The sequence below is a fragment of the Candidatus Nitrosotalea sinensis genome, assembly GCF_900143675.1.
Taxonomy (GTDB): Archaea; Thermoproteota; Nitrososphaeria; order Nitrososphaerales; family Nitrosopumilaceae; genus Nitrosotalea; species Nitrosotalea sinensis.
Window position 1 is genome coordinate 232,279 of the sequence record NZ_FRFC01000003.1, and the last position, 16,085, is coordinate 248,363.

At 36.3% G+C, this 16,085-nt stretch carries 16 protein-coding genes and 1 tRNA gene; 13 read left to right on the forward strand and 4 right to left on the reverse strand.

The window, feature by feature from the left end; translation table 11 throughout:
• The first annotated feature begins 9 nt into the window (after positions 1 to 9).
• The 5 genes from NSIN_RS02825 to hisI are packed head-to-tail and all read left to right on the forward strand — an operon-like array spanning position 10 to position 3,070.
• Positions 10 to 597, forward strand: a complete 588-nt coding sequence (locus tag NSIN_RS02825; protein WP_101009295.1) for an imidazoleglycerol-phosphate dehydratase — start codon at positions 10 to 12, stop codon at positions 595 to 597.
• On the forward strand, positions 597 to 1,202 hold the full coding sequence (gene hisH, locus NSIN_RS02830) for an imidazole glycerol phosphate synthase subunit HisH (RefSeq protein WP_101009296.1): 606 nt from the start codon (positions 597 to 599) through the stop codon (positions 1,200 to 1,202). Before NSIN_RS02825 ends, hisH begins: the two co-directional genes overlap by 1 nt.
• A complete protein-coding gene (hisA, locus tag NSIN_RS02835) occupies positions 1,199 to 1,906 on the forward strand; it encodes a 1-(5-phosphoribosyl)-5-[(5-phosphoribosylamino)methylideneamino]imidazole-4-carboxamide isomerase (protein WP_101009297.1) in 708 nt (235 codons plus the stop codon). The genes hisH and hisA overlap by 4 nt, the downstream gene beginning before the upstream one ends.
• The gene (gene hisF, locus NSIN_RS02840) at positions 1,903 to 2,706 is read left to right on the forward strand and encodes an imidazole glycerol phosphate synthase subunit HisF (protein ID WP_101009298.1); all 804 of its coding nucleotides are present in this window, start codon (positions 1,903 to 1,905) and stop codon (positions 2,704 to 2,706) included. The genes hisA and hisF overlap by 4 nt, the downstream gene beginning before the upstream one ends.
• Before the next feature lie 34 nt (positions 2,707 to 2,740).
• Positions 2,741 to 3,070, forward strand: coding sequence for a phosphoribosyl-AMP cyclohydrolase (gene hisI, locus NSIN_RS02845; protein WP_101009299.1), 330 nt, complete (start codon positions 2,741 to 2,743; stop codon positions 3,068 to 3,070).
• Positions 3,071 to 3,072: 2 nt separating this feature from the next.
• Here hisI and NSIN_RS02850 read toward each other — a convergent pair whose 3' ends face one another.
• Positions 3,073 to 3,576: a hypothetical protein gene (locus NSIN_RS02850; RefSeq protein ID WP_101009300.1), complete on the reverse strand. Its 504-nt coding sequence runs from the start codon at positions 3,574 to 3,576 to the stop codon at positions 3,073 to 3,075.
• A 233-nt stretch (positions 3,577 to 3,809) separates the two neighbouring features.
• Here NSIN_RS02850 and NSIN_RS02855 point away from each other — a divergent pair, with 233 nt between their 5' ends.
• Positions 3,810 to 5,027: a threonine synthase gene (locus tag NSIN_RS02855; protein ID WP_394340804.1), complete on the forward strand. Its 1,218-nt coding sequence runs from the start codon at positions 3,810 to 3,812 to the stop codon at positions 5,025 to 5,027.
• Positions 5,028 to 6,344 carry a ThiF family adenylyltransferase gene (locus NSIN_RS02860; RefSeq protein ID WP_101009302.1) on the forward strand — a complete coding sequence of 439 codons (1,317 nt, stop codon included), beginning with the start codon at positions 5,028 to 5,030 and terminating at the stop codon, positions 6,342 to 6,344.
• A gap of 14 nt (positions 6,345 to 6,358) precedes the next feature.
• Here NSIN_RS02860 and NSIN_RS02865 read toward each other — a convergent pair whose 3' ends face one another.
• Positions 6,359 to 7,453 carry a DUF354 domain-containing protein gene (locus NSIN_RS02865; RefSeq protein WP_394340805.1) on the reverse strand — a complete coding sequence of 365 codons (1,095 nt, stop codon included), beginning with the start codon at positions 7,451 to 7,453 and terminating at the stop codon, positions 6,359 to 6,361.
• Here NSIN_RS02865 and NSIN_RS02870 point away from each other — a divergent pair.
• From NSIN_RS02870 to NSIN_RS02895, 6 genes are all read left to right on the forward strand, one after another.
• Entirely contained in the window at positions 7,444 to 8,580 is a 1,137-nt protein-coding gene (locus NSIN_RS02870; RefSeq protein WP_101009304.1) for a hypothetical protein, read from the forward strand. The genes NSIN_RS02865 and NSIN_RS02870 overlap by 10 nt on opposite strands.
• A gap of 33 nt (positions 8,581 to 8,613) precedes the next feature.
• On the forward strand, positions 8,614 to 9,171 hold the full coding sequence (locus NSIN_RS02875; protein WP_101009305.1) for a nucleotide exchange factor GrpE: 558 nt from the start codon (positions 8,614 to 8,616) through the stop codon (positions 9,169 to 9,171).
• Positions 9,164 to 11,008 carry a molecular chaperone DnaK gene (gene dnaK / locus NSIN_RS02880; protein WP_101009306.1) on the forward strand — a complete coding sequence of 615 codons (1,845 nt, stop codon included), beginning with the start codon at positions 9,164 to 9,166 and terminating at the stop codon, positions 11,006 to 11,008. The genes NSIN_RS02875 and dnaK overlap by 8 nt, the downstream gene beginning before the upstream one ends.
• A 34-nt stretch (positions 11,009 to 11,042) precedes the next feature.
• The gene (dnaJ, locus tag NSIN_RS02885; protein ID WP_101009307.1) at positions 11,043 to 12,149 is read left to right on the forward strand and encodes a molecular chaperone DnaJ; all 1,107 of its coding nucleotides are present in this window, start codon (positions 11,043 to 11,045) and stop codon (positions 12,147 to 12,149) included.
• Entirely contained in the window at positions 12,146 to 12,706 is a 561-nt protein-coding gene (locus NSIN_RS02890; RefSeq protein WP_394340806.1) for a 5' nucleotidase, NT5C type, read from the forward strand. Before dnaJ ends, NSIN_RS02890 begins: the two co-directional genes overlap by 4 nt.
• A gap of 58 nt (positions 12,707 to 12,764) precedes the next feature.
• Positions 12,765 to 12,852: transfer RNA gene (locus NSIN_RS02895), tRNA-Leu, on the forward strand.
• Here the strand turns inward: NSIN_RS02895 and gatE are convergent.
• The gene (gene gatE / locus NSIN_RS02900; RefSeq protein WP_101009308.1) at positions 12,853 to 14,757 is read right to left on the reverse strand and encodes a Glu-tRNA(Gln) amidotransferase subunit GatE; all 1,905 of its coding nucleotides are present in this window, start codon (positions 14,755 to 14,757) and stop codon (positions 12,853 to 12,855) included.
• A gap of 32 nt (positions 14,758 to 14,789) precedes the next feature.
• Positions 14,790 to 16,073, reverse strand: a complete 1,284-nt coding sequence (gatD, locus tag NSIN_RS02905) for a Glu-tRNA(Gln) amidotransferase subunit GatD (RefSeq protein WP_101009309.1) — start codon at positions 16,071 to 16,073, stop codon at positions 14,790 to 14,792.
• Positions 16,074 to 16,085 lie beyond the last annotated feature (12 nt).

A 16,085-nucleotide genomic window follows, 5' to 3' on the forward strand; every position in this document is an offset into this window, starting at 1 on the left:
GGGATTTTAATGAAGTCTAGAAAAGCACACGTTAATAGAAAAACTAAGGAAACCGAGGTACTAGTCGAGGTAGATCTTGATGGAACTGGAAAGATATCTGTAAAGACAGGACTAGCGTTTCTTGATCACCTCATTATATCGATGTCAAAACATGCCATGATGGACTTGAAATTAATTGCCAAATCAATGGATGGGATAGACCACCACCTAATAGAGGATACAGCTATTACACTTGGAGCTGCAATGGACCAATCACTGGGTGATAGAGCTGGTATTGTGAGATTTGGTCATGCTTCAGTACCTATGGATGAGTCACTTGCAGAAGCATCACTTGATCTAGTAAAAAGACAATATCAACAAATTGAACTATCTATAAAAAGAAATCAAATCGAAGAGATTTCTAGAGAAGATCTTGAACATTTTTTCAGATCACTTGCTCAGAATCTAAACATCTGTATGCACGTATCTGTAAAGTACGGAGAAAATGATCACCACAAGATAGAATCTGCAATAAAGGCATTTGCAGTAGCCTGGCGAACTGCAGCAGGATATGATTCCAAACAAAAAGGAATACCTAGTACAAAAGGTGCCATGTGATGGTCAAGGTAGCTATATTTGATTATGGGGCAGGGAACATATTCAGCCTAAAATCATCACTTGAAAAAAATGAAGCAGAAGTTGACATCATAACTAATCTCAAAAAAATAAAAAACTATTCGGGATTACTCTTGCCTGGAGTTGGAAACTTTGATCCTGCGATAACCAGTTTGAATACATCAAAGGTGGCATTTCAAGATCTGGTTAAGGATCAAATCCCAATACTTGGAATATGTCTTGGAATGGAGATGTTCTTTGAGAAGAGTGAGGAAGGAAAGTTATCAGGACTGGGAGTCTTTGATGGAGAGGTAGTTATTCTTCCAAATAAATTCAAGATTCCACATATGGGATGGAATGATCTACAAATCAAAAAACCCAGTGTCTTGTTAGATGGAGTGAAGGAGGGTTCATGGGTTTATTTTGTCCATTCCTATAGAGTAAAACCGAAAAATGAAGACATCATAAAGGCAGACTCTGATTACGGAATAAATGTACCTGCAGTGATTGAAGACAACACCCTATTTGGAACACAATTTCATCCTGAAAAATCAGGAAAAGTTGGTTCTATGATGATAAAGAACTTTTTACGAGTGTGTAAAAAGTGAAAATAATTCCAGCAATTGACATTATGGACAATAAGGTAGTACGACTTGTAAAAGGAGATCCTAAAAACAAGACCGTGTACAGCTCAGACCCTGTTAGCATAGCAAAAAAATGGGAAAAATCTGGTGCAGATATGCTTCATGTAGTAGACTTGGATGCCACACTTGGCATTGGTTCTAACCTTCAAACAATCAAAAAGATCGCCGAGTCTGTTTCAATACCTATAGAATCTGCAGGAGGACTGCGTACTAAAGAAACAATAGAAAACGCACTTGAATTCTCCTCAAGAGTAGTTCTAGGAACTGTTGCCTTTAAGAATAAACAAATTTTGGATGAAATATCTGCAAAATATCGAAAAGAGAGAATTGTAATATCAGCAGATCAGATGGGAGGAAAAATAGTAGTAAGTGGTTGGACGGAAAGTACTGGTATAGAACTTGAACAAGGACTTCAAAATTTTATAAATCAAGGATATTCTCATTTTCTTATAACAACTGTGGAACGAGATGGAACACTCAATGGCCCAGATCTTGATACGCTAACAAAATCATGCAAGTTACCAAATACACATGTTATTGCCAGCGGAGGAATTTCTAGTCTACATGATATAACAAACGTTAAGAAGTGTGGGGCCTTTGGTGTAATTCTTGGTAAGGCATTATATGATGGAAAAATATCTGTGGGGGAGGCCAAGGCTCTAGCATGACTTTAACCAAGAGAGTAATTCCATGTCTTGATGTTGATAACGGCAGAGTAGTAAAAGGAATGCATTTTAAATCAATAAAAGATGCGGGAGACCCAGTGTTGCTTGCAGAAAAATATAGTCAAGAAGGTGCTGACGAACTGGTCTTTCTTGATATTACTGCATCAGAACAGCAACGAGAGACAATCAAAAGCCTTGTTAAAAAAGTAGCACAAGTCATTGATATACCATTTACTGTAGGTGGAGGAGTAAAGACACTACAGGACGCGCGTGACATTCTTCTCAGTGGTGCTGATAAAGTTGCTATAAACACGGGAGCAGTAAAAAATCCAGAAATAATAACAAAATTGATGGAAATTTTTGGAAAACAGTGCATAGTAATAGCTATGGATGTACGACGTAATTTTGAGATAAAAGAAGGCAAACATATCTTCGAATCTGATTCAAAAAAATTCTGGTTCGAAGTTTTCATCTATGGAGGGAAAACTCCTACAGGTCTTGATGCTATAGAGTGGGCAAAAGAAGTAGAAAGACGTGGTGCAGGAGAAATTCTACTGACAAGCATCGACATGGATGGAACAAAAGAGGGTTATGATGTTCAACTGATTCAAGAAATAGTAAATACTGTAAACATACCTGTTGTGGCATCAGGGGGATGTGGAAAACCAAAACACATGCTTGACGTATTTTTACAAACTAATGTAGATGCCGCTCTTGCCGCATCCATATTTCACTACAAGACTCACTCAGTAGATAGGGTAAAAGAATATCTAAAAGAGAATGGGGTACCTGTAAGACTATAACAGAAAAATAGGGCATACAAGAAGAGATGGTGTGATGAATAAAAAAATAGGCGATATTGATTTTGCAAAAAGTGATGGTCTTGTGCCTGTAATAGTGCAAGATGTAAATTCTAAAGAGGTCTTGACTCTTGCATATGCAAATAAAGAATCACTTGAGCTTACACAAAAAACTGGTAATTCATGGTTCTGGAGTAGATCCAGAAATAAATTGTGGATGAAAGGAGAAGAATCTGGAAATGTACAAAAAGTAAAAGAGGTACTAGTTGACTGTGACTCTGATGCTATCATATATCTTGTGGAACCGAGTGGACCTGCATGCCATACTGGAGATCGTGTATGCTTTCACAATATCCTTGAAAAATAATTTTAGCAGGGACTTAATCCTTTAGGAACTGGAGCCAAGCCTGAACTTTTCTCTTCTCCTGGTATGTACTCGTTTACGATCTCAAATGGTATTGCTTTGTAAGGCACTCCTCTAAATACTACATTCCATGTGCCAACCAAATCTGTTGCATTGCATAATGCTATACTTCTCTCAGTTGTAGGTTTGAAGAATTGTTTAAAGTTAGACTTGAGCGTACCATTAAATGGGATCTTTGTAAACGTGTCTCCCTTTGGATCAACAATATCAATTTCTCCAGCTTCGGTTGGTTGTAATCCGCTTACTATCATGAAAATATTTTCTCCTAATTTGTACTGATTCTTATTGATTGAGAATGGTCCTGATACCACCCATTTCCACTGTCTAGATTCTATTTCTTGTTGTTGATAATAAGAATAAACTGAAATTGCAACTATGCCTACAACTATAGCTAAAGCAATTATTTTTCCAGTATGCTTCTTCTTTTTCGCTCTCTCTCTTATCTTCAATTTTTAATTTTCATTCTTACTATATCATTAATATTTCTTCTAATTCTAAAAAATTTATAAAATTCTATAATTCCAAAAATTTCTATATTGTTCTCTCTCTTACTTTTTGATCTTTTTGCAATTAAAGTTAGATTTGTATTAATTTTTACTTAATTATAGTATTTTAGAAATTAAGTATAGCTTAAATTAATATTAGGATTTTTTATCTACTATTTTACAAAGTCAGAATTATCTTGGGAAAAATCAAGTTTCTACAATGTAGGGAATGCAAAAAAGAATACGCACCTACCTTCAAGTATATCTGTGAAGAATGTTTTGGTCCTCTTGATGTATGCTATGATTTTCCATCTGTGAACAAGGATTCATTTTCAAATCGTGAGCACACATACTGGAGATATCATGAACTACTACCAATTGAATCAAAATCTAACATTGTAAGCATAGGTGCAGGTATGACGCCTTTGATTAGGGCAGAAAAACTTGGTAAATCTCTTGGACTAAATAATCTCTACATAAAAAATGACTCGGTAAATCCCACTTTTTCATTCAAAGATAGACCTGCAGGTGTTGCTGTTTCAAAAGCAAAAGAATTTGGTTTATCTGCAGTAGGATGTGCATCCACTGGAAACTTGGCATCTGCCACTGCAGCACATGCAGCTAAAGGAGATTTTCCATGTTATATTTTTGCACCAAGTGATATAGAACATGCAAAGATCACTCAAGCTCTCTCTTATGGTGCTAATTTCATCTCAGTTGACGGTACATATGATGATGCAAATAGAATTGCTGCACAGATAGGAGATAGTAAAGGAATAGGAATAGTAAACATAAACATGCGTTCCTACTATGTTGAGGGATCAAAAACATTGGCATATGAAGTAGCAGAACAACTTGGATGGAAAGTACCGGATCAATTGATTGTCCCTGTGGGAAGCGGTGCAATGTTAAATGCCATCTGTAAAGGATTTGAAGAACTGGAAAGTGTTTCATTACTGAATAATGTATCTAATATGCACATGATTGCAGCTCAGCCACATGGATGTGCACCAATCGTTGATGCTTTCAAGAAACATCTCTCAGAAGTAACTCCTGTTGAAGCTCCTGATACAATTGCAAAAAGCTTGGCAATAGGAGATCCTGGTGATGGCCAATACGTATTACGACGTCTAAAACAATATAATGGATTTGCAGAAGAATCTAATAACAAAGAAATCTTGGATGCTATACTGTTGCTTGCCAAGACTGAAGGTATATTCACAGAACCTGCAGGAGGTGTCTCTGTTGCTGTTCTGAAAAAAATGGTTGATGAAGGAAAAATTGACAAAAATGACCACACTGTATGCTATGTAACAGGTAACGGACTAAAAACAACAGAGGTTATGATGGATGTATTGTCAAAACCCCAAGTGATGCAGGCCGACGTTGGAAAAATATTGGCATTGGTGAGATAAATGGCAAATATCAAATTCACAATTCCTTCAGTATTAAACAAGGGGGGCGGCGAAAAGAAAGTGGAATTAGCAGCTGGTACGCTCTCTGAGGCATTTGTTAATATTGCAGAACAATTAGGAGATGAATTTAAGAGACGAGTTCTAAATCCGGATGGATCTCCACGATCTCTTATCAACATATACGTAAATGGAAAAAACATGAGATTTTCTGGAGGTATGACTACTGTATTAAAAGACGGTGATGAAATTTACATATTGCCTGCAGTAGCCGGTGGTTCTGATCTTTCAAGTAAAGATCTTGAGAGATATTCTAGACAAGTGATGTTGGAAGAAATCGGTTATGAGGGTCAGCTTAAACTAAAAAAATCAAAGGCATGTGTTGTTGGAGTAGGTGGACTAGGTAATCCTATAGTAACGCGATTAGTTGCGATGGGAATAGGGACAATAAGGATTGTTGACAGAGATGTGGTGGAGATATCTAATTTACATAGACAAACAATGTTTGACGAGTCTGATATTGGTCAAGTCAAAGTAGAAGCAGCTGCAAAAAAACTCAAAAAAATGAATTCAGATGTAATAATAGAAGCATTACCAGTGTCTGTAAATGACTATACTGCTTTAGATGTAGTAGAGGGATGTGACGTGGTAATTGATGCGCTTGATAGTGTTAATGCCAGATATTCTCTTAACAAGGCATGTATTAAGAAAAACATACCATTTGTAACAGGAGCAGCGGTAGGAGTTTCTGGACAGGTGTTTACTATTCTTCCTCACAACACTGCATGCTACCATTGTATTTTCCCATCACTTGATGAAAATTCAATGCCTACATGTAGTACAGAGGGAGTTCATCCTTCAATACTTTCTATCGTTGGGGGAATTGAGGTTGCAGAAGCAGTAAAAATCATGATAGGAAGAACTCCTACACTGGCAAACAAACTGTTGTACATTGATTTGGATAATCTTGATTTCAATACTACTGTATTTAGTAGAGTAGATGAATGTCCGGAATGCGGTTCGGGAAAACATGAAGAAATGCCTGCTCAGGAACTTATTATTGAGGAGCTATGTGGACGCAATAGAGGGAAGAGAACGTTCTCAATAACTCCAACAACCATGTTCGAGATTGATGTTCCAAAAATAACTAGCATAGCATCTGAAAAAGGATTTAAGGTACAAAATCAAGGTGAACTCGGATTGTCTATATCTTCTAATGATATCTATGTAAGCTTCTTAAAACGTGGATCTGCTGTAATTGTTGGCGAAAAAGATGAAAGCTCTGCAATTACATTGTATAAAAAACTAATAAATGCATAAACGCTTTCTAATGTCTACAAAGTCTTTATTGTTTTGACTAATTTGATGTATGGATCTTCCATTGTTGCCAACACATTTTTTGCTTTTTTCTTATTGCCTATTTTTTCTGTCATCTCTTTGATCAAAGGAAGAATTCTATTTGGTTCTGTTTCCCTCTTTACTAATCCTGTACGTACAAGATATTTTTCAATGTGATTTGGTACTGCATCATATGATATAGTGGGAACTCCCATCAATGCAGCCTCTGCAGTCATGGTACCTCCAGAACCAATGAAAAGATCCGTAATACTGAGAAGCGATTTACCGTCAACTACTTTATCCATTATTGTAATTTTTTTACCAAATTTTTCTTTGAGCCTTTTTTGTTGTGGCGTATATCTTGCTAAAACTAGTATGTTGTAGAGATTACTTACCTTACTTACCTTCTCAATAATTTCGTCACTTCTAGTTTTTCCTTGGACGTATGCAGCCTCTGATTCTTCAGGCCTGATAACGATTGTCTTCTTTGTCTTCTCTATGTTTATTTTTTTAATTTTTGTCTTTTCTTTTACTATTACTGCTGCATCAATTGATTTGTATTGAATAATGTCTTTTTCTGTAATACCATATTTGATAAATTCACTTTTTGGTATTATCCATGGAATGAGAAGTTTTTGTACAAATGGAACTGCAAGTCTCATCACAGCTTCTGCATGAGGAGAATCTGAAAATGCTATGTGTTTTATGCCCATCCCAAATGCAATTCTTGCTGCTTCTGGAGAACAAAAGCTTATGGTCAAGTCGGGGGAAAACCTAGTAATTTCACCCAAAAGATCATTCATTCTTTGTATACTGGAGTGGAGTTTTCCTTCTCTTTCAGATCCTCCATGTTTGCCAATTAATCTTAGATTCACATTTTTTATCTTGGATAATTCAACAACTTCGCGATAATTTCTTGAAGTGCATAATATTTTATGATTTTTACTTAGTTTGCTTACCATTGGGGCAAAAAAAAGCAATTGTTTAGGCGTTAAGATGTCAAACCAGATTTTCAAACATTTTTGGTATAATCTGAGGGTGGAAAAAGTTTTTCTTAGCCCGTACTCATAGTCCGGTTGATTTGGCTGCAACGAAAATTGTAGTTTATGGTTTGAGTACCGAAGGTTACGCTATTGCATGCCAAATGGCAATAAAGGGAGCTGATGTTTTTATTGTAGACGAGTCTGCTCATATGGCAATATCCCTAAAAGCTGAGATTGCAAAGACTTACCCTAATGTCACATCTCTAAAAGAAGACGAGCCCCTGTTGGGTGTTGAACCAATCGATGTGGCAATATCTCATGCAGAATATCTTTTCTTTGCACCCCGAGTACGAAAAACAGGCCAAGAAGCAAAGATGGAAATTCATTCAAAATTCAAAGATGCTACATCATCTATAAAAAAAGGCGGATCTGTAATTTACAATCTCCCAACTGGAATAGGTGGTAACAATGAAACTATTTCCTTACTGGAACATGTTTCAGGCCTTGAGATGGGAAAAGGCATATCTTACTTTTATTATCCTCTCTCAAAAAATAGCGTCCCAGAAATTATTGGCTCATTTAATGCAAAAGATGATGAAAAACTTGCAAAACTATTAGAATCTGATAAAAAAGTAAAAAAATTTGTTTCTATATCATCTGCTGAAATTTTACATGCAATCAAGGTTCTTACACAATTTGCAAGTCTGTCAAGTGTATTGGAGGTATCAAAATTTGCCCAGGATGTACAAACAAGAAATGATCTTGTTCAGACTGAATATAATGATCTATTTCTCGATGACATGACAAACAGGTTGTATGATTTGAGATCTCTTGGCACATCTGTGGAGGGGGCAGGCACTATGATGTATCTAGTCAATGGAAGCATAAAGGGAATTGAAGGTTATGTGAAAAGGCTAATTGACGAAATTCGTTCCACTCTTAAGAAAAATGAACTAAAGGCTAGTAGGACAAAGGTTGTCTTGGTATGGACTCAAGATTCCTATGAAATGAGGGGGGATAAGGTGGATATGTTAAACTCTCTTGTTACCAAACTTCGTGACTACATAGGCGATGTTGAGATACATCAGGGTCCTGAATTAGATATATTCCACAGTGATAAAACAACTATAATTGTTGCATGTTCAAAATTTGATTATGATAAAATAACCAAAAATGGTAAAGATTCTGACGTTATAATAATTAAAACAAATCCTCTCTGTGAGATATTACAATAAGGCTAATATTTTCAACATAATACATTTCTTAGTATGAGTGATATATCTGAAAATAATTTGGAAGAATTCTCACAAGAAAAAAACGGTGATATGCAATCTGAACAGGAATTGGCAAATTTAAAAAATCAATTAGAACAAGAACAGGAAAAAGTCCTATTACAAGAAAAAAAAATCCAATACCTACTTGCTGATTTTGAAAATATTAAGAAACGATCGGAGATTGATGTACAAAATCGTGTAAATTCAATCACTGATGGGATGATCCTGAAATTTCTTGGAATTTACGATGATTTTGCTCGTGCACGAGATGCTCTTTCAAAACAACATGTTAATTCACAAGGACTCGATGCTATACTAAAAAACATGAATTCCTTTTTATCTGAATTCGGAGTCAAACCAATTGAAGCAACAGGGGAAATTTTTGATCCCAAGTTACATGAAGCAATATCTATCAAAGAAGATCCAACTCTGCATGATAATACCATAATTGCGGAGCTTCGTAAAGGATATATTTTAAAAGAGAGAGTTATTAGACCAAGTTTAGTAGAAATATCAAAAAGGAACGTAAAGGAGACAAATGTAAATGGCTAAAATTATTGGTATTGATTTAGGAACAAGCAATTCTGCTGCTGCTGTCATGCTAGGAGGCAAACCTACCCTGATTCCAGCATCTGAGGGCACTACTGTTGGGGGAAAGGCATTTCCTTCCGTTGTCGGACTGACAAAAGACGGTCAACTCATAGTTGGTGAACCTGCAAGAAGGCAGGCAGTGACTAATCCAGAAGGTACTGTAGTTGCTGCAAAACGAAAGATGGGTACTGATCATGTTTTTAAAATATATGATAAGGAATACAAACCTCAACAAATCTCTGCATTTATTCTACAGAAAATAAAACGAGATGCAGAAGCATTTACCGGTGATAAGGTTGAGAAAGCAGTAATTACGGTTCCTGCATATTTTAATGATAATCAAAGACAAGCAACAAAAGATGCAGGACAAATTGCAGGTCTTGAGGTTGTAAGAATAATCAATGAACCTACTGCTGCAGCACTGGCATTTGGTCTTGACAAACTAAAACAAGACATGAAGATAATGGTATTTGATTTGGGAGGAGGTACACTAGATGTAACAATAATGGAGATGGGAGGAGGTGTATTTGAAGTCATGAGTACTTCTGGAGATACACAACTTGGAGGCACAGATATGGACAAAGTCTTGATTGATTATATCGTAGACAGCTTTAGAAAAACATCTGGGATTGATATTTCTAAAGACAATGCAGCAATGGTACGAGTAAGAGAGGCAGCTGAAAAAGCAAAGATAGAGCTTTCTTCAATATTTGAAACTGACATAAATCTACCATTCATATCATATGATCCTTCTTCTGGTCCAAAGAATTTAGAGCTAAAAATAACTAGGGCAAAATTTGAAGAATTGATAAATCCAATTGTGGAAAGATGCAGACCTTCTGTTATGAAATCACTAGAAGATGCAAAACTTTCTCCTGGTGATGTCAACAAAATTATCTTGGTTGGAGGTCCTACAAGAATTCCTCTAATCAAAAAATTTGTAGCGAATTTAATGGGAAAAGAACCTGAGGCAGGAATTGATCCTATGGAAGCAGTTGCATTAGGTGCAGCAGTTCAAGCAGGAATCATAGGAGGTGAAGTAACAAGTGATATTGTATTGTTAGATGTAACTCCTTTAACACTTGGATTAGAAGTGCTTGGAGGATTAAGAGAGCCTATAATTGACAGAAACACGACTATTCCTACATCAAAGAGCAAGGTTTTCACAACAGCTGCTGATAATCAAACTGCTGTAACAATACACGTGGTACAAGGTGAAAGACCTATGGCTGCAGATAACGTATCTCTTGGAAGCTTTAATCTTTCAGGAATTCTTCCTGCTCCACGTGGTATTCCACAAATTGAGGTCAAGTTTGATATTGATGCAAACGGTATACTGAATGTCACAGCTAAAGATTTAGCTACTCAAAAAGAGGCAAAAATCACAATCACTGCCAGTACAAAACTTGCCAAAGAAGACATAGAAAAAATGACAAAGGATGCAGAACTTTTTGCAGAACAAGACAAAAAGAAAAAAGAAGACGTGATGGTAAAAAATGAAGCACAGCAAGCTATCTATGCAGCAGAACATCTAATCAGTGAACAAAAAGACAAGATATCACAAGATCAAGGTATCAAAGTAAGTAATGCAATTAAGGAATTAAGGGATGTTCTTGATAAGAGCATTGATGAGATAAAACCTAAGCTTGACTTATTAACAAAATTGATAAACGAGGTAAGTACAGAACTTTACAAAAATGCTACTCCTCCACCAGGTGGAGCAGGACAAGCTGGCCCAGAAGCTACACAAGGTGATCCTGGTACAACCAATCAGAATACAGGAAACACACAGAACTGATCTTTATACAAGGGAATAATCTAATTGATCCATTATGAGTACTAAACGCGATTATTATGAGGTTTTGGGTGTTTCAAAGAACTCTGGTCCTGATGAGATAAAATCACAATATAGAAAACTTGCTTTAAAATTCCATCCTGACAAGAACAAATCTCCTGATGCTGCAGAGCACTTTAAGGAAATTTCAGAAGCTTATGCAGTTCTATCTGACTCGGAGAAAAGAAAACTCTATGATGCATATGGTCATGCTGGTGTGGATGGAAAATACAGTACTGATGATATCTTCCAAGGTTCAAAATCAAACTTTGAGGATATCTTTGGTGGTGGTTTTGATTCTGTTTTCGAATCTATTTTTGGTAGAGGAGGTGGATTTCGATTTGGTGGTTTTGATTTTGGAGGATCTGGCAGAGCAAGGGGTTCTGATCTTATGTATGAAACTACATTGACATTAGAAGAAGCATTTCGTGGTAAAAAAGAAGAGATTGATCTTCCAAGGCTAGTAAGCTGTGATACTTGTAGTGGAACAGGCTGTACTCCTGGAACATCTGCAAGAACATGCTCTGTATGTAATGGCTATGGCCAGGTAAGAACGTCACGAAGCAGTGGATTTTCTACATTTGTAACAGTACAACCGTGTAATACCTGTAAAGGTCAGGGAAAAATCATAGAAAGGCCATGTTCCAAATGTAAGGGTTCAGGAAAGCAAAAGACTACGAAAAAGTTCTCGTTTGATATTCCACCTGGAGTAGAGGACGGAGAATATCGTATACCAGGTGAAGGTGAATCCATTCATAATGGCACCAATGGGGATCTAATAGTTAGAATAAAAATAAAACCTCATGATAAATTCAAAAGAGACGGTTCTGACATCTTCTATGATGCAAATATCTCTATGATAGACGCAGCTCTTGGAAAAGATATACTAGTCGATACTCTAGAGGGACAAGAGAGACTCGAAGTAAAATCTGGAAGTCAGCCAAATACTATAATCAAACTAAAAGGCAAAGGACTTCCTCACCAACATGGAAGAGGTAGGGGGGATGAATATGTTCGAATTGTGGTGAATGTTCCCACAAAAATTGACAGACATCAACGAAAATTATTGGAAGAATTAAACGATACTCTTGATGGGAATTCATGAAATTGAAGATAGCATTAGATGTAGATGGGGTTTTGGCAGATGTCATTGAATCTTGGTTATCTTACAATAATAAAATAAGATCAGTAATCTCAAAGTCTGAAATATCTGAGTGGGATTTCTGGAAAAATTATGATATTGACAAGTTTGATTTCTATACTGAGCTTTCAACTTGCTGGAGATCATGGAAAGATATTCCTCCAACTGAGAGTAATATTGGACTGACAACCACACGCCTGTCAAATCTAGGTACTGTTGATATTGTAACTGCAAGGGATGAATCTACACACAATGATGTTAAAAAATGGCTTAAACTACACAAGGTAGATTTTAAAAATTATGTGGGAGTCTTGGAGGGTGTAGAAAAATCAAAACTTAATTACGATGTTTTTATTGATGATTCTCCACTTAATGCAAAAAGTATGTTGGAAAATGGTAAATCTGTTATATTGTATTCTCAACCTTGGAATCTATCTTTTGAAGACAAGAGAGCAACTAGAATTTATGAATTAAAAGATGCAGTACCTATAATTAACAAAATGATTAATTCTAATGAATAGGTAATACGAATTAAAAATATAAAAGAACTTATTGTCGGATTTTAATTCTCACGTTGTTGCGGGGGTCGCCTAGCCTGGTCAACGGCGTAAGGCTCAGAACCTTATCTTTTAGGAGTTCGTGGGTTCAAATCCCACCTCCCGCACCATTATTTTGCAGATATCTTGCTTTTTATTCTAATTTCTAATAATTGATTTAATTTCTGGCCATCTACTTTTCCACGAAGTGTCTTCATCGCCAAACCCATCAGTGGTCCCATTGATCGTAGTCCTTGTTCTTGAATCATCTTGAGATTTGATTTTACTAACTCGTCTAGTATCTTATCTAATTCCGAATCTTCTATGGTGCTCAATGCATTGGATTTGATTGCCTCTGAGATTGTTTTTGCTTTTGCACTCATAATGCTCTCAAATATCATCTCAAGTGATTCCTTTGCTATCTTTCCTTCTGCAACTAAATTAAAAGACTCGATGATATCTTTGGCCTTTAGTAAACTTACATCCATTCCGCGTCGTTCTAAATTTGTTATAGTGCCAGAAAGTGTAGATGCAACAAAGTTGGGAGATGCTCTCTTATCCTTGCATATTGTTTCGAAAAGATCGAGATATTCTGAATCAAATATTTGTGCTGAAAGCTGCTGATTCAAGTCGTATTGTTTCTGTAGGGCCATGAGATTCTCTTCCCATGATCTTGGGATTTTGTTTCTTGCTTGTTCTATCTCTGTGTTTGTTACAATTATTGGTGGAATATCTGTCTCTGGATACATTCTAGAAGAACCAGGCCTTGGTCTTAAAAAGACTGTATCACCTGTCATCGTAGCAGCTCTTGTCTCTGCAGGAACTCCTTTTTTTGCATCTTCAATTCTTTTTATTATCGAATCTATTACAACATCTAATTTTCTTTCATTTCCAGCTATGATGATGAATGCATCAGTAGGACCAATGCTTAGTACATTTTTTACTTGCTGGATTTCTTTTTCCTCTATGCCATAATTTGGAAGCTCATCTGAATGAAATAATCCTCCCAAACCAAAAAATCTCACCAGTTCGCCTAATTGTTTTCCTAATCTTATTCCAGGATATGGTTCATAACCAAACATTCCTACAAATCCATTAATTTTTATTGCTTTGATCAAAGAGCCTTCTGCAAAAGATTTTTGGATTACTTTTGATTTGCACTCTTTGAATATTTCCGATACATCTTTTATGTCGTGTTCTTTGGATATCCTTGCATCGATTGTTTTTAATTTCTCTGCAATTATCTTCAGACCATGTTGTCTTTTTGCTTCATATTCGATAACCTTTTCAAGTTGATCTAATTTTTGAACTCCTTTTACTTCTACTACTGAACCCCCTCCTTCTATTGACACATTGACATCTTGTCTGATTGATCCTATTCCTCTTCCGACTCTTTTTGTTGCACGTAACATTCTTCCTAGAGTCAGGGCGATGTTCTTTACTTCTTGGGGAGTTCCTGCTACTGGCTCTAGTGCTATCTCTACTAATGGTATTCCAAGTCTATCCAGGCTATATTCTCTTGTATCTTTTGAATCTTGGATTAGTTTTGCCGCATCTTCTTCAAGACAAATACTCTGAACCCCTATCTTTTTCCCATTGACTTCAAGATTACCCCCAGCTGAGACAAGCATAGTTCTCTGAAAACCAGAAGTATTGGAACCATCAATTACCAGTTTTCTCATTACGTATATCTCATTGAAAATAGTCGATTTCAGGGCAGCTGCCATAATTAAGACAGTTTCTTTTGCACTTAATTCCAAGTCATGTGGGGGTTCATCATCTTGTTCTACTAAACAACTACTTTGAGGATTTCTATAATACAAAATGGTTTTTTCCTTACTCTTTTCAAAGATTGCACTAGGATCAAATTCTCCTAATTCACTGCTTGTTATTCTTAGTTTGCGAGAAAATTTGATGGGATACTCGTCAGATTCTATAGGTTTGCACCTGCAAAATAATTTGGAACCAGTTGCAAGCTGCTGATGAATCTCTAATCCAACCAAAAGGCCTATCTTATCGTGATCTATTTCAGTCACTTGTAATTTTATTGTAATACTTGTTTTAAATCTTAGTCTGAAAATTCTAACGCAATATTTTCATTCATAAGGCTAGTTGCTTCTTCTGAATTTTTTGAATTTGCCAATGCCCACATTGTCTTTACAAGAGCTGTTTCAGGCAACATGTTTCCAAGTGGCACAACACCAAGATTTAGCAGATCTCTTCCGCTGTCGTATACAGTCATTCTTACCATTCCGTCAATACATTGTGAAGTCATGCCTATGAACAATCCTTTCTTTCTTGCATTCTCTATTGCTTGATACATTGTTTTTCCTACATGCCCAAGTCCTGTACCCTCGATAATTATTCCTCTGCACCCAGAATCTATTGCATAATCAATTATTTTGGGATTAAGACCTGGATAATATTTGATCAATAATACTCTGTTATCAAATTTGATTCTTGGATTGTATTCTCTCTGAGGAACTTCAAACAGTTTATCCTTTTCAATGGTTTCTGATTTTATAATGTATGCAGGTGGACCTCCTACTGTTTTGAAAGCGTCTCTTCTGCTAGTGTGGTTCTTTCTTACGCGAGTTGCCCAATTGCATGCAATTTCCTCATCGCTTGAATTATTGTGCATTGCCACAAATATTCCAGAAGAATGACTGTTTACCAAAAATCTTGTTGCTGCTATGAGATTGGATGCTGCATCTGAAGATGGTCTATCTGATGATCTCTGTGAACCCACTAGAACAATGGGTTTTGGAAATCCTGATAAAGAAAATGCCAAGGCTGATGCGGTATATTGCATTGTATCAGTACCATGTGCTACTATGATTCCAATATAGTCTGATCTTGCATAAGAGTCAAGTTTTTCTGCAATTTTTATCCAGTGTTCTGGAAGTAGATTTTCCGAATATTCAGAAAAGAGTACTTCGGCATCTATGTTAGCTATTTTTGCAAGTTCTGGAACACTTGCGTTAAGTTCAGATGCAGTAAGAGCAGGAGTGACAGCGCCCGTTCTGTAATCTATTCTGCTTGCGATAGTTCCTCCTGTTGATAAAAGCAGGATCTTGGGAAGTCTTTGATCTGGCTGAGCATTGTATGTTGATCCTTTTTTTATTGCTGGTGATGCTTCTATCACTATCTCTTTGATTTTATCTAGATCTAGTCCTATGTTGTATCCATTTTTTAGTTTTAAAACAATATGCTGATCATCACTGTGTTCATATCTTGGCATTATTACTCCTGAGTAAACCAAGTCTGCGTGAATCTTGACTTGACTTCCCACCTCTATCTTATTGTTTGTAAGAAACTCAAGGCCTTTACCCCTATATCCAAATTGCGACATTTATTGGGATTA